This is a genomic window from Microbacterium sp. LWH3-1.2 (assembly GCF_040675855.1).
In the GTDB taxonomy this organism is placed as follows: domain Bacteria; phylum Actinomycetota; class Actinomycetes; order Actinomycetales; family Microbacteriaceae; genus Microbacterium.
Genome location: NZ_JBEGIK010000001.1, coordinates 2,230,351 through 2,251,365 on the forward strand (window position 1 = coordinate 2,230,351; position 21,015 = coordinate 2,251,365).

Genomic DNA, 21,015 nt, shown 5'->3' on the forward strand with positions numbered 1-21,015 from the left:
TCTCTTCGGCGACCCGAAAACCCCACTCCGAGATGAACAACGAAGCGAAAGAGAGAGCACGATGACCGAACCCCGCGCCACCTTCCCCCACGGCACGATCCTGGGCTACCCCCGGATCGGACGCCGCCGCGAGCTGAAGCGCGCCGTCGAGGCGTTCTGGTCCGGCGACATCGATGCCGAGACCCTGGAGCAGACTGCGACCGGCCTGCGACGCGCCACGCGCGAGCGCCTCGCCGCGCTCGGCCTCGGCCGCGACGACTCGTCGATCCCCGAATCCTTCTCGTTCTACGACCAGGTGCACGACGCGGCCGTCACGGTCGGTGCGCTGCCCGAGCGGTTCGCCGCGCTGCGCGAGATCGACGGCGCCGTCGGCCTGGAAGCGTACTTCACCGCGGCGCGCGGTGCGGGGGAGGACGCGCCCCTGGAGATGACCAAGTGGTTCGACACGAACTACCACTACCTCGTGCCCGAGATCGGCCCTGAGACGGCCTTCGCGCTCTCGAGCGACCGGTTCGCGCGCCAGGTGGCCGAGGCGAAGGCCGACGGCTTCACCGTTCGCCCTGTGGTCGTGGGTCCGGTGACGCTTCTCGCTCTCGCGAAGGCGACGGATGCTGCGCCCCAGGGCTTCGACCCGCTCACTCGTCTCGACGACCTGCTGCCGGTGTACGCCGAGCTGCTCTCCGCCCTCCGCGCCGCAGGCGCCGAGTGGGTCCAGCTGGACGAGCCCGCGCTGGTGAGCGAGAGCCTGCCGGCCGACCCGGCGGCCCTGGCGGATGCCGCCGCGCGTGCCTATGCCGCACTGGGGGTTCGCGCGGACCGGCCGGCGATCCTCGTCGGCGCCGGCTACGCGCAGCTGTCGCCCGAGGCGTGGACGGCGCTCGCCGCGGCCCCGATCGAGGCCGTCGCCATCGACCTGACCCGCGGCGCCGTGCCCGCGCCCGCGCCGGGCTTGAACCGCAAGACCCTCGTGGGTGGCGTCGTCGACGGCCGGAACGTGTGGCGCGGTGATCTCGACGCCGCGTGGGAGCGCCTGCAGGCGCTGAGCGTCCTCGGGGCCTCGGAGATCAGCGCGGGTACGTCGACCTCGCTCCAACACGTGCCGCACGACGTCGCGGACGAGTCCGCGCTCGACCCGCGGCTCGCCTCGTGGCTCGCCTTCGCCGACCAGAAGGTCGGGCAGGTGGTGACACTCGCAACCGGTCTGGTCGACGGGCGAGCGGCCATCGCCGGCGAGCTGGCCGCAGCATCCGCCTCCCTGGCCGACCGGCGGAGCGCGCCCGGCGTCCGCGACGGCGTGGTGCGCGAGCGGGCTGCGGTGCTCGGCGCCGGCGACTTCGACCGTGGAGACTACGGCGCCCGCGTCGCGGCGCAGGATGCAGAGCTGGCACTCCCCGTACTGCCGACGACCACGATCGGTTCGTTCCCGCAGACCGGCGCCATCCGCCGCGCCCGAGCTCGGCACGGCCGCGGCGAACTCGGCGTCGACGAGTACGAGCGGTTCCTGCGCGACGAGATCGCGCGCGTCGTGACGCTGCAGGAGGACATCGGCCTCGATGTCCTCGTGCACGGCGAGGCCGAGCGCAACGACATGGTGCAGTACTTCGCCGAGAACCTGGACGGGTTCGCGGTGACCGAGAACGGCTGGGTCCAGTCGTACGGCTCGCGCGCCACGCGCCCGTCGATCCTGTGGGGCGACGTGTCACGCCCGGCGCCGATCACCGTCGCCTGGTCGACGTTCGCGCAGTCGCTCACCGACAAGCCCATGAAGGGGATGCTGACCGGGCCGGTGACGATCCTGGCGTGGTCGTTCGTGCGCGACGACCAGCCCCTCGGTGAGACCGCCAACCAGGTGGCACTGGCCCTCCGCGACGAGATCGCCGACCTCGAGGACGCCGGCATCCGCGTCATCCAGGTCGACGAGCCGGCGTTGCGGGAGCTGCTCCCGCTCAAGGGAGCCGACCAGGCCGCCTATCTCGAGTGGTCGGTCGGCTCGTTCCGCCTCGCGACCGCGGGGGCCGCACCGGCGACACAGGTGCACACGCACCTGTGCTACTCCGAGTTCGATGTGGTCATCGACGCGATCGCAGCGCTCGACGCCGACGTGACCTCGATCGAGGCCGCCCGCAGCCGCGGCGAGGTGATCGGCGACATCCGGGCGTCGGGCTTCGCGGCCGGCATCGGCCCCGGCGTGTACGACATCCACTCGCCGCGGGTGCCGTCGGTCGACGAGATCACCGAGCTCCTCGACCGCACGGTCGCCGAGCTGGCGCTGCGACGCGTCTGGGTCAACCCGGACTGCGGGCTCAAGACCCGTGGGTACGACGAGACCGTCGCCTCCCTGAAGAACCTCGTCGAGGCGACCGGACTCGTGCGCGAGCGCGTGGAGGCGGGCCTCTAAGCGCGGGGTTTCTTCGCGGATGCCTCGGCCGGCGTGGACGCGTCGGCCGAGGCATCCGTCGTCGCGGGGATGACCTCGGTGTCGTTCGTGTCGTCGACGACGACCGTGTCGGCGTCGATCACCGGGGTGTCGGCGCTGCCGTAGAGGCCGGCGTCTTCGAGTACCGGCTCGTCTGCCGCCACCACTTCGTCGGGACGGACCTGCAGCAGCTCGAGGATCCACGTCACCACCAGCGCGACGATGAGCACCAGGAAGATGTCGCCCGCCGACAGCGGTCGCAGCGCGAACAGCCAGATGACGGCGATGACGATGATCAACGTGCGGACGAGCGTGCGGTAGCGGGAGAGCCAGATCCCGAAGCGCCCGGTGCGGAAGCCGTGGCTCGAGAGCTGACGGCGCGCCGACGAGTTGAGGCTGCCGATCGCCTGCCGAGACCGTGCGGCCGGCGACCAGCGGCCCGCGAACCAGCCCAGCACGGCGATGACGAGCCCGAGAAGCACCGCGATGGCGGCGGTCTGCTGCATCGCGCCGACGAGACTCTGGTAGACGACGTCGAGAGCGGTAGCGGACAGCCCGAGCTGGACGGCTGTCTGGCCGACGATGGGGTAGCCGACCGCGAACGCCAGCGCCAGGACGCCGCCGCCGAGCGCGAAGCCGATGCCCGAGCCGAGCACGGCGGTGCTCCGGCGGCGCGCGATGAGGATTCCCAGCACGAAGAGGCCGATCGTGATGATCGGCAGCCACCAGCCGAGCGCCGCGGCCAGCGCGTACGTCGTGCGGATCGTCACGAGGGTGTCGCCGGTGCCGATGATGACGACCTTGTCGACGGCCGGGATCAGCTGGGCGATGCCCACCCCGCGATCGATGAGGTTCTGCTTCACGCGCTCGACGATCGCGCCGAGCTGGATGCCGAGACCCTCGTCGCTCATGACGACGATGCCGCCGCCGTCGGAGGTCGCCGCGGCGGTGAGGGCGCGGTGGGCCGCACGCGTGGTCGCCGTCCAGGTGTCGGCGAATGCGTCCGACTCGACGACGCGCGTCACGGTCTGCGTGAGGAGGCTCTCCAGACCTTGCGCCGCCGGTGCCTGGAGCAGCTGGAGCGCCTGCGAGGCCCGCGGCGGCAGTCCGAGCTGGTCGATCCCCTCGAACACGTTCGCCGTGAGCTGCTCGAAGTCGACCTGCGCCTGGACGGCCTCGACCGTCTCATCGATGATCATCTGCTGGACGGCGGGATCGTCGGCGAGCGGAGCGAGAGTCTGCACGAACGCCGATTCGTCCACGAGCTCCAGCCGCGCCCACGCGGTCACGATCGAGATAGGGACGAGGATCGACGCGATCACGATGCACAGCGCCGAGAAGAACGCCCGCCATCCGCTGCCCGTCGGACGGTTCGCCGTCCTCCCGCTCGACGGAGCAGGAGCGGTGCCCGCTTTGAGGAGGGCGTTCTCGGCCTCGAGCGCGTCCAGACGGGCCTGGAGGTCGGGAACGTCTGGCGAGGGCGTTGCGGCGGTCATTCCCCCCTTATAGCGCCTGCTCGTCATCCACCGCCACCCACCGCACCAGTTGGTGTCGAACCGTGCCTGAACGCTCACCGACCCAGAGGGCGGCTGGACGCCGGGAAGAGCCGGGTCAGACCGCGCGCAGCACTGCGACGACCTTGCCGAGCACGGTGGCGTCGTCGCCCAGGATCGGCTCGAACGCGGAGTTGCGGGGGAGAAGCCACGTGTGACCATCACGCTGGCGGAACGTCTTGACGGTCGCCTCGCCGTCGAGCATCGCCGCGACGATGTCGCCGTTGTCGGCCGTGGCCTGCGATCGCACCACGACCCAGTCGCCGTCGCAGATCGCGGCGTCGATCATCGATTCGCCGGAGACCTTCAGCATGAACAGGTCGCCCTTGCCGACCAGCTGGCGGGGGAGGGGGAAGATCTCCTCCACCTGCTGCTCGGCCGTGATCGGGACGCCCGCGGCGATGCGGCCGACCAACGGGACGAGCGCGGCGTCGCCGACCGACGGCGCGGCGTCGGCGGGGCTCTCGGTGGCAGTGCCGGGCAGATCGATGAGCACTTCCATCGCGCGGGTCTTGCCGGCGTCGCGCCGCAGATAGCCGCTCAGCTCGAGCTGGTTGAGCTGGTGCGTGACGCTCGACAGCGACTTGAGTCCGACGGCATCGCCGATCTCGCGCATGCTGGGCGGGTAGCCGTGACGGGCGATCGAGCGCTGGATCACTTCGAGGATCGCGAGCTGCTTGTCGCTCAGGCTCTTGCGCCGGCGGGTCTGGGGCTTCTCTCGCCCGGCCGCGTCGCTCATCTTCCGGCTCCGTCCTGCGCTCGGCCTCCGAGCGCTGTTTCTTCGAATGTCGGAGGCCCGTGGTGGGGTTCTCGTATCGAAACCGTATCCGGATCCCACGCGATGAGGTGGCAACCGCACCGCGTGTCGCGTTCGAGAGATCGACGCCCGAACCCGGTGTTGACATCGTACAGACTCGAAGATAGCTTCGGAAGAGAGCTTCGCATTCTCCACTCCCGGCCGAGTGGAGAATGCGAATCTCTCCCCATCAGGAGGAGACGAGCATGACCGCGATCGACTTCACGACGTCCGTCCCGTCGCCGGCGCGCGTCGCCGGCGCCGCAGCCCACCGCGCCACGCGCGCCGTCGCCGGGCGATCCACGCGTCTGCGCCTGACCGTGCGCGGTCGTCGCGTACTCGCCGTGCTGGCCTCCCTTCCTGCGGTCATCGCACTGAGCGTTGCGGTGCTCGGGGGAGGCTCGGCGCTCGCGTCGCGCGACGCGGGCGCACCTGCCGGCTCGTTCACCACGGTCACCGTGGCGCCCGGTGAATCGCTGTGGACGATCGCCGAAGAGGTCGCGCCCGACCGCGATCCGCGCGACGTCGTCGATGAGCTCGTGCGACTGAACGCGCTCGACACGGTTCTCGTCCAGGCGGGACAGCGCCTCGCGATTCCGGCGGCGTACGACCGTTGATCGCGCGGTGCGTCGCGCGACGTCACGCGGCGAGGGGGTCATGACGGTCGGGCCTACCATGGGATGGGTGAGTGCACGTCTCGAAGACCTCCCCCTACGCGCCGATCTCCGAGGGCAGAAGCCCTACGGCGCCCCCCAGGCACCGCTCCCGGTCGCCCTCAACGTCAACGAGAACACGCATCCCGTTCCTGCTGAGGTCGCCGACGACATCCTGGACTCGATCGCCCTCGCACTGCGTGACGTCAACCGATACCCCGACCGCGAGTTCACCGCATTGCGCGAAGGCTTCGCCGACTATCTCGGCCACGGTCTCACCCGCGATCAGATCTGGGCCGCGAACGGGTCGAACGAGGTGCTGCAGCACATCCTGCAGGCGTTCGCGGGGCCGGGGCGCACCGCGTTCGGCTTCACGCCTACCTACTCCATGTACCCGCTGCTCACGCGCGGCACCGGAGCGGAGTGGATCTCCGGCACCCGATCGGCCGACTACGCGATCGACGCGGAGGACGCGGCATCCCAGATCTCCGATGCCTCGCCCGATGTGATCTTCCTGTGCTCGCCGAACAACCCGACCGGCACCCCGCTCGGGCTCGACGTCGTTCAAGCCGTGTACGAGGCCACCGACGGCGTCGTCGTCGTGGACGAGGCGTACTTCGAGTTCGCCCCGCACGACGAGCGCTCGGCGCTGACTCTGCTGCCCGGGCGCGAGCGCCTCGTCGTCTCGCGCACCATGAGCAAGGCGTTCGCGTTCGCCGGTGCCCGTGTCGGCTACCTCGCCGCGGACCCCGCCCTCATCGACGCGCTGCGCCTCGTGCGCCTGCCGTACCACCTCAGCGCGCTGACCCAGGCGGCGGCGTCCGCGGCGCTGCGCCACGCGCCCGTCATGCTGGGCATGGTCGACGAGATCGTCGCCCAGCGCGACCGCATCTCGGCCACGGTCGAGGCACTCGGGTACACGCCCCACGAGTCGTGGACGAACTTCGTGCTGTTCGGCGGCGTGGCCGATCCGGCCGCGATCTGGAAGGCGCTCTACGACGAGGGCGTGCTCATCCGCGACGTCGGAATCCCGTCGCACCTGCGGGTCACCGCGGGTACCGCGGAAGAGACCACCGCGTTCCTCGACGCCCTCGCCTCGGTAGGATCGGCGGCATGAGCGCCGCACCACGTACCGCCTCGCTGCGCCGGGCGACGAGCGAGTCGACGGTCGAACTCGAACTCGACCTCGACGGCACCGGCCGCAGCCGCATCGACACCACGGTGCCGTTCTTCGACCACCTCCTGACCGCGTTCGCGAAGCACTCGCTCACCGATCTCACAGTCCGCGCGTCGGGCGACACCGACATCGACGCCCACCACACGGTGGAAGACATCTCGATCGTGCTCGGCCAGGCGATCCGCGAGGCGCTCGGCGACAAGTCGGGCATCTCGCGCTACGGCGACGCGCTCGTCCCTCTCGACGAGGCCCTCGCCCAGGCCGTGGTCGACATCAGCGGCCGCCCCTATCTCGTGCACACCGGCGAGCCCGCCGGCTTCGAGCACCACCTCATCGGCGGCCACTTCACCGGCTCGCTCGTGCGCCACACGTTCGAGGCGATCGCGTTCAACTCGGCGCTCACCGTGCACGTCCGCGTGCTGTCGGGTCGTGATCCGCACCACATCGCCGAAGCGGAGTACAAAGCGTTCGCCCGCGCGTTCCGGCAGGCGAAGGTGCTCGACCCGCTCGTCGACGGTATCCCCAGCACGAAGGGCGCCCTGTGACCGCAAGCGCTCCCTCCGAACAGGAGAAGCCGCTCGTCGCCGTGCTCGACTACGGGTCGGGTAACGTGCACTCCGCGGTCAAGGCACTCGTCGCGGCCGGCGCCGACGCCCGACTGACCTCCGATCGCGGCCTCATCATGGATGCGGACGGGCTTCTCGTGCCCGGCGTCGGCGCGTTCCGCGCCGTGGTCGAGGCGTTGCGCTCGAGCCGCGGCGACGAACTCATCGAGCGTCGGCTCGCGGGCGGACGTCCGGTGCTCGGCGTGTGCGTCGGCATGCAGATCTTCTTCGAGCGCGGTGTCGAGCGCGGCGTCGACACCGAGGGAATGGGCGAGTGGCCCGGTGTCGTGACCGAGCTCGACGCCCCCGTGCTGCCCCACATGGGCTGGAACACGGTCGAGCCCGGCGAGGGCTCACGCCTGTTCCGCGGCATCGAGCACGAGCGCTTCTACTTCGTCCATTCGTTCGGCGCGCAGAAGTGGCTGCTCGACGTGCAGCCGCCCTTCCCCGAGCCCGTCCTGACGTGGTGCGAGTACGGCACGCCGTTCCTTGCGGCGGTCGAGAACGGGCCGCTGTCGGCCACACAGTTCCACCCGGAGAAGTCGGGGGATGCCGGGATCCGTCTCCTCACGAATTGGATCGACGGGCTCGGCGGGGCTACCCTCTGAGACCGTGCCGTCCACGGGAGCGCGTGTTCCCGTGATCCGCCCCACAGCTTCCCCACGTCTGAGTCAGGATCCATGAACGATTTCGCGTCCACACCCAAGCTCGTCCTCCTGCCCGCCGTCGATGTGGCCGACGGCAAGGCCGTCCGTCTGACGCAGGGCGAGGCCGGCACCGAGACCAGCTACGGCGACCCCGTCGATGCCGCACTGGACTTCGCTCGTCAGGGCGCGGAGTGGATCCACCTCGTCGATCTCGACGCCGCGTTCGGTCGCGGAAGCAACGCCGGCGTGCTGCGCAAGGTCATCAAGCAGGTCCGCGGCGTGCAGGTGGAGCTCTCGGGCGGCATCCGCGACGACCGCACGCTCGAGGCCGCGCTCGAGAGCGGTGCGTCGCGCATCAACCTCGGCACGGCCGCACTCGAGAACCCCGAGTGGGCGGCGGACGTCATCGGCCGATATGGCGACGCGATCGCCGTCGGACTCGACGTGCGCGGCACGACGCTCGCCGCGCGCGGCTGGACGCGCGAGGGCGGCGACCTGTGGACGGTGCTCGACCGCCTCGAGTCGGCAGGCTGCAGCCGCTACGTCGTCACCGACGTCACCAAGGACGGCACCCTCAAGGGCCCGAACCTCGATCTGCTGCGCGAGCTGACCACCCGCACACCGAAGCCGATCGTCGCCTCGGGTGGTGTGTCGAGCCTCGACGACATCGCGGCGCTGCGCGACCTGGTCCCGCTCGGCGTCGAGGGCGCGATCGTGGGCAAGGCGCTCTACGCCGGTGCGTTCACGCTCGCCGAGGCGCTGGATGTCGCCGGACACTGACCCGCACGCCGCCCACCACGGCCATGGGCATGGCGGCGACTCCGCGGGCGTTCCGTGGGAGGGGCGCAGCTTCCAGGCGAATTCGCACGCCGCCGACGACGGGTCCGCCGACCCGGCGCTCCTGGCCGCCCTCACCGGGTTCCGCGCCGGCACCGGCGGGCAGCGCGAGGTCGTCGACGCCTACCGTGCGGCGCGCCTGCTGATCCCGCTCGTCGCCGAGAAGGGCGACCACGGCATCGGGGCGCACGGCCTCGAGGTCGACAAGACGCAGGAGCTCTCGATCGTCACGGTGGCCGCCCCCGACGGCCGCCGCGTGCTGCCGGTGTTCACGTCCGTCGAAACGATGAGGCGATGGGATGCTGCGGCCCGGCCGGTTCCGGCGGACGGCGTGCGCACCGCCCTGTCCGCGGCGGCCGACGACACCGACCTCATCGTGGTCGACCCGGCGTCGGAGACCGAGTTCGTCATCCGGCGCCCCGCCGTATGGGCTATCGGCCAGGGCCAGCCCTGGGAGCCGAGTTTCCTCTCGCCCGAGGTGTACGCGGGTCTGCAGGCGAGCATCGGCGGCGAGCTCTCGGTCATCGACCTCGCCGTGGAGGCGGGCGACCCGGACGCACGCCTGCGCGGCCCCGAGCTCGTCGTGCGCCTGCACCTCATCGACGGCCTCGAGAAGGCCGAGCTCGACGCCGTGCTCGCGCGCCTCGCGAAGCGCTGGGCCGCTGACGACCGCATCGCCGTGCTCGTGGACTCCCTCACCGTCAAGCTCGTCCGCGCCTGACGCTCGAGCCCTTGCGGCGCCGGGCCGGCCGGTGAAGGATCGGCTGCGCGGAGGTGGCCGGATGGAGCACGGTGCCAGGAGTGACTACGGGCGGGCGCTGCACGCGGCGCATCGCCACGCGATGGCGTGGCTCGACTCGCTCGACGAGCGCCCGATCCGCCCCGAGCTCGGTGCCGACGCGATACTCGTCCGGCTGAGAGCCGAACTGCCCGACGAGGCCGGGGATGTGACCGATGTCGTGGAGGAGCTCGTCGCCGCAGCGGAACCGGGTCTCATGGCGATGGGCTCGCCGCGCTTCTACGGTCTTGTGACCGGTGGCACCTATCCTGCCGCGCTCGCAGCCGACTGGCTTGTGTCGGCGTGGGATCAGAACACCGGGCCGCGCCAGGCGGCCGCCGCGACGGCCGCCGTTGAGGAGACCGCCGCGCGGTGGCTCCTCGACGTCCTCCGGCTGCCGCCCGACAGCGGGGTCGGCTTCTCGACCGGCGCGACGAGTGCGAATCTGGGCTGCCTCATCGCCGCCCGCGACGCCGTCATCCGCGAACGTGGGGGCGACCCGACTCGGGGAGTGCACGACGCGCCGCCCATCCGCTTCCTCGCGGGCGACGCTGTGCACGCCTCGGTCGTGCTGGCAGGACGGATGTCGGGGCTGGGCGCCCCGCGAACCGTCGGCGCGGACGCGCAGGGCCGGATCGACGTCGACGGGCTCGCGCGAGCGCTCCACGAGCACGGCGATGCCCCCGCGATCGTCGCCCTGCAGGCGGGCGACGTGCACTCGGGCGCGTTCGACGACTTCGTCGCTGCGGTGGAGGTGGCGCACCTGGCGGGCGCATGGGTGCACATCGACGGTGCATTCGGTCTGTGGGCTGCAGCGAGTCCGCGGACGCGGCACCTGGTCGAGGGCGTCTCGCACGCGGACTCGTGGGCGACCGACGCCCACAAGACGCTCAACGTCCCTTACGACTGCGGGGTCGCGATCGTCCGTGACGACGCGGCGATGACGGCAGCTCTGGGTGCGCGTGCGGCGTATCTCCCCGCGATGCCGGGCGTCAGGGATCCGTACGACCACGTCACGGAGATGTCGCGCCGTGCGCGCGGAGTGCCGGTATGGGCGGCGCTGCGGTCGCTCGGCCGTCAAGGGGTCGTCCGACTGATCGACGGGCTGACGGATGCTGCCACCGCCCTTGCTGCCGGATTCCGGGCGATTCCGGGGCTCGAAGTGCTCAATGACGTCGTGTTCACGCAGGTGTGCCTCGCGGCGGGGGACGACGCGTCGACCGCCGCGCTGGGGGAGTGGCTTCGCGCGGAGGGCACGGTCTGGGCGTCCTCGTCGACCTGGCACGGCCGCACGGTCGTGCGCTTCGCGGTGAGCAACCACGGTACCGACGATGAGGCCGTCCGCCGCACGATCGACGCCGTGGCACGCGGGGCGGCCGAGGTCGGCGTCGACGAGTGAGGCGCGAAAGGTGTGCGGGCTTCAGCGCGTCAGGTGACCGGGCCGGTCCACTTCTCGCCCGGCCCCTTGCCGATGGGATCGGGAATGACGGATGCCTCGCGGAACGCGAGCTGAACCGATCGCAGTCCGTCGCGGAGTGAGCGGGCGTGCATGTCGCTGATCTCGGGCGCGCCGGCGGTGATGAGTCCGGCCAGCGCATTGATGAGCTTGCGCGCCTCGTCGAGGTCGGTCTGCGTCGCGGGGTCATCGGCCAGTCCGACCTTGACGGCGGCGGCGCTCATGAGGTGCACGGCGGCCGTGGTGATGACCTCGACGGCCGGCACGTCGGCGATGTCGCGCGAGGCGGAGGCGGCCGCCCGCTCCTGTTCTTCCCAGCGCGCCTGACGCTCAGCATCCACTGCCGTCGTGCTCGTCGGATCGCCGTCCTGGTCTCGAATCGTGTCCACGCCGTTCTCTCTGATAGACTGCTGCGGTCTCCGGTGCGTTCTGCACCGGATCGGAAAGTGGATCACATCCCACCCGCGCTTGCCGTTCCAGGCTACCGGGTCATGCACTCCGCCCCGACCGTTCCGCGGCCGGGGTAGCCGGCCGGGCGACCGGGCGGGAACTCCGTCACCGGAGAGGGTGCAGGAAGTCGGCGCTCGAAGCGTCTGACGGGTGGAGTGGATCTTCCTCCGCCCGCGACACGACTGCGTGTCGCGGTGGTCCAGCCCACATACCCAAGGAGTTCCGCATCAGCGATCCCCGCACCAACGACCGCATCCGGGTGCCCGAGGTCCGCCTCGTCGGCCCGAACGGAGAGCAGGTCGGCGTCGTCCGCATCGAGGTGGCGCTGCGCCTGGCCCAGGAGGCCGACCTCGATCTCGTCGAGGTGGCCCCGAACTCGAAGCCGCCCGTGGTCAAGATCATGGACTACGGCAAGTTCAAGTACGAGGCTGCGCAGAAGGCCAAGGAAGCGCGTCGCAATCAGGCGAACACCGTCCTCAAGGAGGTCCGGTTCCGTCTGAAGATCGAGGCCCACGACTACATCACCAAGCTCAAGCGCGCCGAGGGCTTCCTCCAGTCCGGCGACAAGGTCAAGGCGATGATCCTGTTCCGCGGTCGCGAGCAGTCGCGTCCCGAGCAGGGTGTGCGCCTGCTCCGCAAGTTCGCGGAGGACGTCGCCGAGTTCGGCACCGTCGAATCGAACCCCACGATCGACGGCCGCAACATGGTGATGGTGGTCGCACCGCACAAGAACAAGTCCGAGGTGAAGACCGAGCAGAACGCTCAGCGCGCCGCGAACAAGGAAGCTGCCCGCTCCGCCCGCAGCGGCGGGGCGGCGCAGGCCGACGCTCCGGCTGCAGCGGCACAGGCACCTGCAGCCGACGCCCCGGCCGCCGCCACCGAGGCAGCCCCGGCCGAGTAGGCCCCACAGACTCCCGCACCGCGGGATACCGACTCCCGCCTGGGCGGGAAGTGAAACGAAGGAAGAAGAGATGCCGAAGCAGAAGACCCACTCGGGCGCCAAGAAGCGCTTCAAGGTCACCGGCAGCGGGAAGCTCATGAAGCAGCAGGCGAACCTTCGCCACAACTTCGAGGGCAAGCCCAGCCGCCGCACCCGCCGCCTGTCGCAGGAGCAGGTCCTCGCCCCGGGCGACGCCAAGGTCGCGAAGAAGCTCCTCGGCCGCTGACGCGCGCCGACGCAAGTTAGGAACATCAAGAAATGGCTAGAGTCAAGCGGGCCGTCAACGCCCACAAGAAGCGTCGCGTCATCCTCGAGCGCGCCTCGGGTTACCGTGGCCAGCGTTCGCGCCTGTACCGCAAGGCGAAGGAGCAGGTCACCCACTCGCTCGTCTACGCGTACCGCGACCGTCGCAAGCGCAAGGGCGACTTCCGTCGCCTGTGGATCCAGCGCATCAACGCCGCGGCCCGTCAGAACGGCATCACGTACAACCGCTTCATCCAGGGCCTCGGCCTCGCAGGCGTGCAGGTCGACCGCCGCATGCTCGCCGAGCTCGCGGTGAACGAGCCCAAGACGTTCGCGTCGCTCGTCCAGACCGCCAAGAAGGCCCTGCCCGAGAACGTCAACGCTCCCAAGAGCGCCTGACCCGCGGCATCCGTCGCCTCGAAAGGGACGCCCTCCTTCACGAGGGCGTCCCTTTCGCATGTTCGCCGGCGGCGCACGGCGAGAAACGCATGCCGGAGACCGGATGCCGCGACTCTAGACTGAGAGCCGTGCTCGAGAACCCTCGCTCTCCGCGTGTCCGCGCCGTCGCGAAGCTGACGAAGCGCAGCGCCCGTCAGGAGACCGGCCTGTTCCTGCTGGAGGGTCCGCAGGCCGCGCGCGAGGCGCTCGCGTACCGGCCCGACACGCTCGTCGAGATCTTCGCCACGCCGAGCGCGCTCGAGAAGCACGACGATGTGCGCGACGCCGCGAAGGCAGCCGGACTCGAGGTCGTCTACACGACCGAGGCAGTCCTCGACGCGATGGCCGACACGGTGACGCCGCAGGGCATCGTCGCGGTCGCCCACCAGTCGCCCACATCCCTGCGCGACGTGTTCGCCGCCTCGCCGCGCCTCGTCGCGATCTGCGAGGAGGTGCGCGACCCGGGCAACCTCGGCACCATCATCCGCGCGGCCGATGCCGCCGGGGCGGATGCCGTCGTGCTCACGGGGCGCACCGTGGACCCGTACAACCCCAAGGTCGTGCGTGCGACGACAGGGTCGCTCTTCCACGTGCCGGTCGCGGTCGGAGTCGATCTCGCCACAGCCGTCGAGAAGGCGCACGCGGCCCGCGTCCGGGTCGTCGCCGCCGATGTCGGGGGCGGGGACTTCCTCGCCTCGCGCGACGTGCTCGCCGAGCCCACGGCGTGGCTCTTCGGCAACGAGGCGCGCGGTCTTGAGGAAGACGCGCTCGCACTGGCCGACCTGTCGCTGCGGCTCCCGATCTACGGTGCGGCCGAGTCGCTGAACCTGGCCACCGCGGCGAGTGTCTGCCTGTACGAGACCGCCTTCGCCCAGCGGGCCGCAGGCTGAACAGTGCTCGTTCCTGCGCTGTTACAACACGGTAAAGACGCGGCACGCTACTGGCAGTGCGGTCCTCGCCGGTCCTAGGGTGACGGTATGACGACGCCCGATGACAGCACGCCGAAGACGTCGAACATCAACGTCCGTCGCGGCGACCCGCTGGTTCAGATCACCAACGTCCAGAAGCACTATGGCGACTTCCAGGCGCTGAAAGACATCGACCTCACCGTCAACCGCGGCGAGGTCGTCGTCGTGATCGGTCCCTCAGGATCCGGAAAGTCGACCCTGTGCCGCACCATCAACCGGCTCGAGACGATCACGAGCGGCACGATCACCATCGACGGCAAGGAGCTGCCGAAGGAGGGCAAGGGGCTGGCCGCGCTGCGCGCGGACGTCGGGATGGTGTTCCAGTCGTTCAACCTCTTCGCGCACCTGACGATCCTTGACAACGTCACGCTCGGCCCGATCAAGGTCAAGGGCATGAAGAAGGCCGAGGCCGAGGCGCTGGCCAAGCGTCTGCTCGATCGCGTGGGCGTCGGTCATCAGGCAGCGAAGCTGCCGGCCCAGCTGTCGGGCGGTCAGCAGCAGCGCGTCGCCATCGCACGCGCGCTCGCGATGGAGCCGAAGGTCATGCTCTTCGACGAGCCGACGAGCGCCCTCGACCCGGAGATGATCAACGAGGTGCTCGACGTCATGGTCGGCCTGGCTCAGGACGGCATGACGATGATCGTCGTCACCCACGAGATGGGATTCGCGCGCAAGGCGGCCGACCGCGTGGTCTTCATGGCCGACGGCCAGATCGTGGAGGAGTCGACACCGGAGGAGTTCTTCACCCACCCGCGTTCGGATCGCGCGAAGGACTTCCTGTCGAAACTCCTCACCCATTGATGTCCGCGCCTGCACCGGCGCGGCGAACGAAGAAACACACGCAACGGAGTTGGAGGATCACATGCGAAAGCTCAGGATGGGCGGGGCGCTCGCGGGAATCGCGATCGCGGCGCTCGCGCTGACGGCGTGCAACAGCGGCACCCCCGGCGCAACGTCGACGGAGGAGGGCGACGCCGGCGAAGAGGAGACCTCGAGCACGCCCTGGGAGGTGGCCACCGACGTCAGTATCGAGGGCAGCCCGACGTTCGACGCGATCTCGGAGCGCGGCTCGGTCAAAGTCGGCGTGAAGGAGGACCAGCCGGGTCTCGGCTACCTCGATCCCACCACCGGCGAGCGCACCGGCTTCGACGTCGACATCGCGCGCTGGATCGCCGCGTCGCTCGGCTACGACGAGGACCAGATCGAGTTCACGGCGATCCCGTCGGCCAACCGTGAGCAGGCCATCGTGAACGGCGACATCGACTACTACGTCGGCACTTATTCGATCACCGACAAGCGCAAGGAGCAGATCTCCTTCGCCGGGCCGTACTTCATCACCGGCCAGGGTCTCCTCGTCGCCGCCGACAACGACGACATCGAGGGTCCGGACGACCTCGCCGGCAAGAACGTCTGTTCGGCGACCGGATCGACCTCGATCCAGCGGATCAAGGACGAGTACCCGGAAGCCACCACCACCGAGTTCGACACGTACTCGCAGTGCGTCGAGCAGCTCAAGAGCGGCCAGGTGGACGCGGTTACCACCGACGAGGCGATCCTCATCGGCTACGCCGCGCAGGATCCCGACAACCTGAAGGTCGTCGGTGACGTGTTCAGCGAGGAGCGCTACGGCGTCGGCATCCAGAAGGGCGACACGGCGTTCGTCGAGTTCGTCAACACGATGTTCACCGACGGCGGCGACACCTGGCAAGCCATCTTCGAGAACAACCTCGGCGCCGCGGGTGTCGAGGGTGAGCAGCCGGACGTCGACCCGGTCGACTGAGAACGGATGGTGGCGACATCCGGTGTGACATCCGGGTGCCGCCACCTCATCCGAGGAGGAGGAGGACGCGTCGGTGAACATCATCACGGACTATCCGGATCTGTGGCGCGACGCTCTCGTGGGCACTCTCGTGCTGTTCTTCGGCGGCGCGGTGATCGCGCTCATCCTGGGGGTCATCGTGGGCGCCATGAGGGTGTCGCCGATCCCGGTGGCGCGGGCGGTGGGCACCGTGTACGTGAACTGGATCCGCAACACCCCGCTCACGCTCGTGATGTTCTTCTTCGCATTCTGCGTGCCGCTCCTCCTGCCCGGTCGCGCGAACTTCCTCGTGCTGGCGGTCTGGGCGCTCGGCATCTACACGGCCACCTATGTGGCAGAGACGATCCGCTCCGGCATCAATACCGTGCCGGTCGGCCAGGCCGAGGCGGCCCGCGCTCTCGGGCTGACCTTCGGTCAGGTCATGTCGCTCATCGTGCTTCCGCAGGCGGCGCGCTCGGTCATCCCGCCCATGATGAGCGTGTTCATCGCGCTGCTGAAGAACACGACGGTGGCTGCCGGCTTTTCGGTCGTGAATCTCGGCAACATCCGTGCGGAGATGAGCGAGAACGGTGAGAACCAGCTGCTCACGATCGTGTGGGTCATGGTGTTCTTCGTCGTGATGGTGCTGCTGCTCGCCTGGCTGCAGCGAGTACTCGAGAACCGATGGAGGGTGGCGCGATGAGTTCGGTGCTCTACGACGTCCCGGGTCCACGGGCGGTCATCCGCAACCGCATACTGGGCGCGATCACGGTGCTCGTCGTGCTCGCGGTCCTCGGCTGGGTGCTGTGGCGTTTCTGGGTGACCGGCCAGTTCACCCCCGAGAAGTGGTACGCGTTCACCTTCACGCGCATCTGGGAGCAGTTCGGGCTCGCGACGCTGCGCACGCTCGCCGCGTTCGCCGTGGCATCCGTGGGTGCGATGATCCTCGGCTTCCTCCTCGCGATCGGCCGGCTGTCGGATCACGCGTGGGTGCGGATGCCCATCACCGGCATCACCGAGGTGTTCCGCGCTATCCCGGTGCTGATCTTCATGATCCTGCTGTATTACGGGCTCCCCGTGATCGGGATAAAGATGTCGTCCTATTGGGCGGTCGTCATCGCGCTGATCGCCTACAACGGCTCGGTGCTGGCCGAAGTCATCCGCGCCGGCGTGGAATCGCTGCCAAGGGGGCAGCGAGAGGCAGGCTACGCGATCGGCCTCCGCAAGGCCGGCGTCATGCGGTTGATCCTCATGCCGCAGGCCATCCGCGCCATGATGCCCGTCATCATCGCCCAGCTCGTGGTGACGCTGAAGGACACCGCCCTGGGCTTCATCATCACGTACCCCGAGCTGCTGTACTTCGCACGTCTGCTGGGGTCGAACGCCGTGCTCGGATCGCCGCTGATCCCAGCCGCACTCGTCGCCGGAACGATCTACGTGGCCCTGTGCCTTGCCCTGTCCTACGTGGCGTACACCGTCGAGAAGCGGCTGCGGCGATCGCCGCGTGCCGTCGCGGTTGCCGGCGCGGGCGCGGCGCCCCAAGGCGGCACCGACACCGAGCTCATCGTCGCCCAGCGCGCTCTCGGTCCCGACGATCCCAAGACCGGCGGCGGGTGACGCGCCGGCCGCGAGGGGCGGCGCGCCGTCGGTAGACTCGTCTCTCGTGTCCGACGCTCCCGAAACCACCGAGATCACGCCTGAGGCGGTGAACGCCGCCGTCGACGCCGCTCTCGAGGCCATCGCGGCTGCAGGCGACACCGCAGCTCTGAAGGCCGCCCGCTCCGCGCACTCCGCCGAGGGCTCGCCGCTGGCGAAGCTCAACGCTCGGCTGCGCGACGTGCCGAACGACAGGAAGGCCGAGTTCGGCAAGCTCGTCGGCCAGGCTCGCGGCCGCGTGAACCAGGCCTTCGCCGCCCGCGAGGAGGAGCTCGCCGCGGCCGAGACCGCCGCCAAGCTCGAGGCGGAGCGCGTCGACATCACAGCCCTCGCCGCCCGCGCGCGCGTCGGGGCGCGGCATCCGATCTCCCTCCTGCAGGAGCAGATCGCCGACATCTTCGTCGGGATGGGCTGGGAGATCGCAGAAGGCCCCGAGCTCGAGCACGAGTGGTTCAACTTCGACGCGCTGAACTTCGACGTCGACCACCCCGCGCGCCAGATGCAGGACACCTTCTTCGTCGACCCGGTGGAGCGTCACCTCGTGATGCGCACCCACACCAGTCCGGTCCAGGTGCGCTCCATGCTCGAGCGCGATCTGCCGCTGTACGTGCTGTGCCCGGGACGCGTGTACCGCACGGACGAGTTCGACGCGACGCACCTGCCTGTCTTCACCCAGTTCGAGGGCATCGTCGTCGACAAGGGCATCACGATGGCCCACCTGAAGGGAACGCTCGACCACGCCGCCAAGGTGCTGTTCGGTGCGGAGGCCAAGACGCGGTTCCGCGCGAACTTCTTCCCCTTCACCGAGCCGTCGGCAGAGCTCGACCTGTGGCACCCCACGTTCAAGGGCGGCGCCCGATGGATCGAGTGGGGCGGTTGCGGCATGATCAACCCGAACGTGCTGCGGGCGGCGGGGATCGACCCGGAGGAGTACTCGGGCTTCGCGTTCGGGATGGGCATCGAGCGGACGCTGATGTTCCGCAGCGACGTCCAGGACATGCGCGACATGGCCGAGGGCGATGTCCGCTTCAGCGAGCAGTTCGGAATGGTGGTCTGATGCGCGTCCCGCTCTCATGGCTTCGTGAGTACGTCGACGTCCCTGCGGATGCTGCGCCCGAGGACGTCCTCGCGGCGCTCGTGCGCGTCGGGTTCGAAGAGGAGGACGTGCACCGCTTCGAGCTGCAGGGGCCGATCGTCGTGGGCGAGGTGCTCGAGTTCGTGGAGGAGCCGCAGTCCAACGGCAAGACGATCCGATGGGTCCAGGTGCGTGTCGCGCCCGACGGCGAGACCGCCGCGGACGGCGGCGACGCGGTGCACGGCGTCGTGTGCGGTGCGCGCAACTTCTTCGTCGGCGACAAGGTCGTGGTGACGCTGCCCGGCGCGGTGCTCCCCGGCCCGTTCCCGATCGCCGCGCGCAAGACCTACGGCCATGTATCGGACGGCATGATCGCCTCGGCCCGCGAGCTGGGTCTCGGCGAAGAGCACAACGGGATCCTGCGCCTCGTGGAGCTCGGCATCGACGCGCCGGTCGGCACCGACGCGATCGGCCTTCTCGGTCTCGACGACGTCGCCGTGGAGATCAACGTGACCCCCGACCGCGGCTATGCGCTGTCGATCCGCGGTGTCGCGCGTGAGTACTCGCACTCGACCGGTGCGGCGTTCCGTGACCCCGCCGATCGCGCGTGGGAAGAGCTCGCTCCGGGCTCCGGATTCCCGGTCAGCGCCGACGACCTCGCGCCGATCCGCGGCCGCGCCGGCGTCACCGAGTTCGTCGCGCGCGTGGTGCGCGACGTCGACCCCACCAAGCCCACCCCCGCCTGGATGATCGCGCGACTCTCGCTCGCGGGCATCCGCTCGCTCGGCATCCTCATCGACATCACCAACTACGTGATGCTCGAACTCGGCCAGCCGATCCACGGCTACGACCTCGACAAGCTGCAGGGCGGCATCACGGTGCGCCGTGCGACCCGCGGTGAGAAGCTCGAGACGCTCGACGGCAAGGTCCGCGCTCTCGATGTCGAGGACCTGCTCATCACCGACGAGTCGGGGCCGATCGGCCTCGCCGGCGTCATGGGCGGCGGCACCACGGAGATGGGCGACGCGACCCGCAACGTGCTCATCGAAGCGGCCACCTTCGACACCGTGTCGATCGCGCGCACGGCTCGCCGGCATAAGCTGCCGAGCGAGGCATCCCGTCGCTTCGAACGCGGCGTCGACCCGCTCGTGCCGTTCGTCGCCGCGCGTCGCGTGGCCGACCTCATGGTCGAGTACGCCGGCGGCACGAGCGACGATGAATACGGCGCCGCGCTGTTCGCCGAGGTGTTCATCCCCGGCATCGATCTGCCGCCGACGTTCGTGCAGCACCTCATCGGGGTCGACTACACGCCGAACCAGATCGAGGCCGCGCTGCGGCTGATCGGCTGCGAGGTCGTGGAGGCCGAGGACGACGCCGCCGGATGGCAGGTCATCCCGCCGTCGTGGCGTCCCGACCTCACCGACAAGTGGACGCTCGCTGAGGAAGTCGCCCGAATCGAGGGCTACGACCGCATCCCGTCGGTGCTGCCCACGCCGCCGTCGGGCCGCGGCCTCACCGCCGCGCAGCAGGGCCGCCGTCGCGTGGCGAACGCGCTCGCCGCCGCCGGGTTCGTCGAGACACCGTCGTTCGGGTTCACCACCGAGGAGCAGAACGACCTGCACGGCTCGGCCTCGGGGCAGCACCTGCCGAGCGTCAGACTCGCGAACGCCCTCGACGGGCAGGCGCCGTTCCTGCGTCGTTCGCTCGTGCCCGGTCTGCTGCAGGTCGCGCATCGCAACGTGGCACGCGGCTTCACGGATCTCACGCTCTTCGAGACCGGCGTGGTGTTCCTTCCGAAGCCGGGTGCGCAGTACGGCACCCCGTTCGTGCCGCCCTTGGCCGTGCGACCGGATGCGGCGACCCTGGCGGAGCTCGACGCCTCGATTCCGCCCCAGCACCGCCACGTCGCCGTCCTGCTCACGGGCAGCCTCGTCGCGAAGCAGCCCGGTGTCGCGCCCGTGACGGCGGAGCTCGCCGACGCCCTCGACGCGGTCCGCACGATCGCGGCGGCCGCGGGCGTCACGATCGACGTCGCGCAGGGTGAGCGCGCCGCGCTGCACCCTGGCCGTGCCGGCGTGCTGTCCGTCGACGGCACCGAGGTCGGCTACGTCGGTGAGCTGCTCCCCGCGGTGGCCGAGGCATCCGATCTCCCGGGACGCGTCCTCGTCGCCGAGCTCGATCTCGACCTCGTGCTCTCGCTCGCGGGCGAGAAGGTCGTCGCGGCGTCGCTGTCGGGCTTCCCGGCCGCGACGCAGGACGTGTCGCTCGTGCTCGGCGTCGACGTCCCGGCAGCCGAGGTGAGCGCCGCGCTCGTCACGGGTGCGGGGGAGCTGCTCGAGTCCGTCCGGCTGGTCGACGACTATCGCGGACGGGGCGTGCCCGAGGGGGAGAAGAGCCTGACGTTCGCGCTGCGCTTCCGCGCCCCCGACCGCACGCTCACGGCCGCCGAGGCGACCGAGGCGAAGCTCGCGGGCGTGGCAGTGGCGACCGAGCGTTTCGGGGCGACGCTGCGCGAGTAGCATCCGTATC

At 70.0% G+C, this 21,015-nt stretch carries 21 protein-coding genes; 18 read left to right on the forward strand and 3 right to left on the reverse strand.

Annotation, left to right across the window (positions count from 1 at the left end; genetic code table 11):
* The first annotated feature begins 61 nt into the window (after window positions 1-61).
* Window positions 62-2,398, forward strand: a complete 2,337-nt coding sequence (gene metE / locus MRBLWH3_RS10265) for a 5-methyltetrahydropteroyltriglutamate--homocysteine S-methyltransferase (protein ID WP_363431355.1) — start codon at window positions 62-64, stop codon at window positions 2,396-2,398.
* Here the strand turns inward: metE and MRBLWH3_RS10270 are convergent.
* Both MRBLWH3_RS10270 and lexA read right to left on the reverse strand, forming a co-directional pair.
* Window positions 2,395-3,912, reverse strand: coding sequence for a hypothetical protein (locus MRBLWH3_RS10270; protein ID WP_363431358.1), 1,518 nt, complete (start codon window positions 3,910-3,912; stop codon window positions 2,395-2,397). The two genes, metE and MRBLWH3_RS10270, sit on opposite strands and share 4 nt — an antisense overlap.
* 115 nt (window positions 3,913-4,027) lie before the next feature.
* Window positions 4,028-4,708, reverse strand: a complete 681-nt coding sequence (gene lexA, locus MRBLWH3_RS10275) for a transcriptional repressor LexA (RefSeq protein ID WP_045297256.1) — start codon at window positions 4,706-4,708, stop codon at window positions 4,028-4,030.
* Window positions 4,709-4,971: 263 nt separating this feature from the next.
* Between lexA and MRBLWH3_RS10280 the strand changes: the two genes are divergently transcribed.
* The 7 genes from MRBLWH3_RS10280 to MRBLWH3_RS10310 all read left to right on the forward strand — a co-directional run bounded on the left by MRBLWH3_RS10280 (window position 4,972) and on the right by MRBLWH3_RS10310 (window position 10,861).
* Window positions 4,972-5,382, forward strand: coding sequence for a LysM peptidoglycan-binding domain-containing protein (locus tag MRBLWH3_RS10280; RefSeq protein WP_363431362.1), 411 nt, complete (start codon window positions 4,972-4,974; stop codon window positions 5,380-5,382).
* A 58-nt stretch (window positions 5,383-5,440) separates the two neighbouring features.
* Window positions 5,441-6,535, forward strand: coding sequence for a histidinol-phosphate transaminase (locus tag MRBLWH3_RS10285; protein ID WP_363435445.1), 1,095 nt, complete (start codon window positions 5,441-5,443; stop codon window positions 6,533-6,535).
* A complete protein-coding gene (gene hisB / locus MRBLWH3_RS10290; RefSeq protein ID WP_363431365.1) occupies window positions 6,532-7,140 on the forward strand; it encodes an imidazoleglycerol-phosphate dehydratase HisB in 609 nt (202 codons plus the stop codon). Before MRBLWH3_RS10285 ends, hisB begins: the two co-directional genes overlap by 4 nt.
* Window positions 7,137-7,808 (forward strand): imidazole glycerol phosphate synthase subunit HisH, encoded by a 672-nt coding sequence (hisH, locus tag MRBLWH3_RS10295; protein WP_363431368.1) that lies wholly within the window; start codon window positions 7,137-7,139, stop codon window positions 7,806-7,808. Before hisB ends, hisH begins: the two co-directional genes overlap by 4 nt.
* Window positions 7,809-7,880: 72 nt before the next feature.
* Window positions 7,881-8,627 carry a bifunctional 1-(5-phosphoribosyl)-5-((5-phosphoribosylamino)methylideneamino)imidazole-4-carboxamide isomerase/phosphoribosylanthranilate isomerase PriA gene (gene priA / locus MRBLWH3_RS10300; RefSeq protein ID WP_342000436.1) on the forward strand — a complete coding sequence of 249 codons (747 nt, stop codon included), beginning with the start codon at window positions 7,881-7,883 and terminating at the stop codon, window positions 8,625-8,627.
* Window positions 8,611-9,405, forward strand: a complete 795-nt coding sequence (locus tag MRBLWH3_RS10305; RefSeq protein ID WP_363431371.1) for an SseB family protein — start codon at window positions 8,611-8,613, stop codon at window positions 9,403-9,405. The genes priA and MRBLWH3_RS10305 overlap by 17 nt, the downstream gene beginning before the upstream one ends.
* Window positions 9,406-9,466: 61 nt before the next feature.
* A complete protein-coding gene (locus MRBLWH3_RS10310) occupies window positions 9,467-10,861 on the forward strand; it encodes a pyridoxal phosphate-dependent decarboxylase family protein (RefSeq protein WP_363431374.1) in 1,395 nt (464 codons plus the stop codon).
* Between the two features lie 29 nt (window positions 10,862-10,890).
* Here MRBLWH3_RS10310 and MRBLWH3_RS10315 read toward each other — a convergent pair whose 3' ends face one another.
* Window positions 10,891-11,307, reverse strand: coding sequence for a DUF1844 domain-containing protein (locus tag MRBLWH3_RS10315; protein WP_378903483.1), 417 nt, complete (start codon window positions 11,305-11,307; stop codon window positions 10,891-10,893).
* A gap of 320 nt (window positions 11,308-11,627) precedes the next feature.
* Here MRBLWH3_RS10315 and infC point away from each other — a divergent pair, with 320 nt between their 5' ends.
* The 10 genes from infC to pheT all read left to right on the forward strand — a co-directional run bounded on the left by infC (window position 11,628) and on the right by pheT (window position 21,005).
* Window positions 11,628-12,269 carry a translation initiation factor IF-3 gene (gene infC, locus MRBLWH3_RS10320; protein ID WP_414685352.1) on the forward strand — a complete coding sequence of 214 codons (642 nt, stop codon included), beginning with the start codon at window positions 11,628-11,630 and terminating at the stop codon, window positions 12,267-12,269.
* Between the two features lie 70 nt (window positions 12,270-12,339).
* Complete coding sequence (rpmI, locus tag MRBLWH3_RS10325; protein WP_045297246.1) at window positions 12,340-12,534, forward strand: 50S ribosomal protein L35; 195 nt, start codon at window positions 12,340-12,342, stop codon at window positions 12,532-12,534.
* A gap of 32 nt (window positions 12,535-12,566) precedes the next feature.
* The gene (rplT, locus tag MRBLWH3_RS10330; protein ID WP_045297244.1) at window positions 12,567-12,950 is read left to right on the forward strand and encodes a 50S ribosomal protein L20; all 384 of its coding nucleotides are present in this window, start codon (window positions 12,567-12,569) and stop codon (window positions 12,948-12,950) included.
* 128 nt (window positions 12,951-13,078) lie between these two features.
* A complete protein-coding gene (locus MRBLWH3_RS10335; protein WP_363431378.1) occupies window positions 13,079-13,879 on the forward strand; it encodes a TrmH family RNA methyltransferase in 801 nt (266 codons plus the stop codon).
* An 87-nt stretch (window positions 13,880-13,966) separates the two neighbouring features.
* Window positions 13,967-14,758 (forward strand): amino acid ABC transporter ATP-binding protein, encoded by a 792-nt coding sequence (locus MRBLWH3_RS10340; protein WP_414685353.1) that lies wholly within the window; start codon window positions 13,967-13,969, stop codon window positions 14,756-14,758.
* 61 nt (window positions 14,759-14,819) lie between these two features.
* Complete coding sequence (locus MRBLWH3_RS10345) at window positions 14,820-15,737, forward strand: glutamate ABC transporter substrate-binding protein (RefSeq protein ID WP_363431381.1); 918 nt, start codon at window positions 14,820-14,822, stop codon at window positions 15,735-15,737.
* A 73-nt stretch (window positions 15,738-15,810) separates the two neighbouring features.
* A complete protein-coding gene (locus tag MRBLWH3_RS10350; RefSeq protein ID WP_363431384.1) occupies window positions 15,811-16,458 on the forward strand; it encodes an amino acid ABC transporter permease in 648 nt (215 codons plus the stop codon).
* Window positions 16,455-17,372 carry an amino acid ABC transporter permease gene (locus tag MRBLWH3_RS10355; RefSeq protein WP_363431386.1) on the forward strand — a complete coding sequence of 306 codons (918 nt, stop codon included), beginning with the start codon at window positions 16,455-16,457 and terminating at the stop codon, window positions 17,370-17,372. Before MRBLWH3_RS10350 ends, MRBLWH3_RS10355 begins: the two co-directional genes overlap by 4 nt.
* 46 nt (window positions 17,373-17,418) lie before the next feature.
* On the forward strand, window positions 17,419-18,468 hold the full coding sequence (gene pheS, locus MRBLWH3_RS10360) for a phenylalanine--tRNA ligase subunit alpha (protein WP_363431388.1): 1,050 nt from the start codon (window positions 17,419-17,421) through the stop codon (window positions 18,466-18,468).
* A complete protein-coding gene (pheT, locus tag MRBLWH3_RS10365; protein WP_363431391.1) occupies window positions 18,468-21,005 on the forward strand; it encodes a phenylalanine--tRNA ligase subunit beta in 2,538 nt (845 codons plus the stop codon). Before pheS ends, pheT begins: the two co-directional genes overlap by 1 nt.
* Window positions 21,006-21,015: the final 10 nt, after the last annotated feature.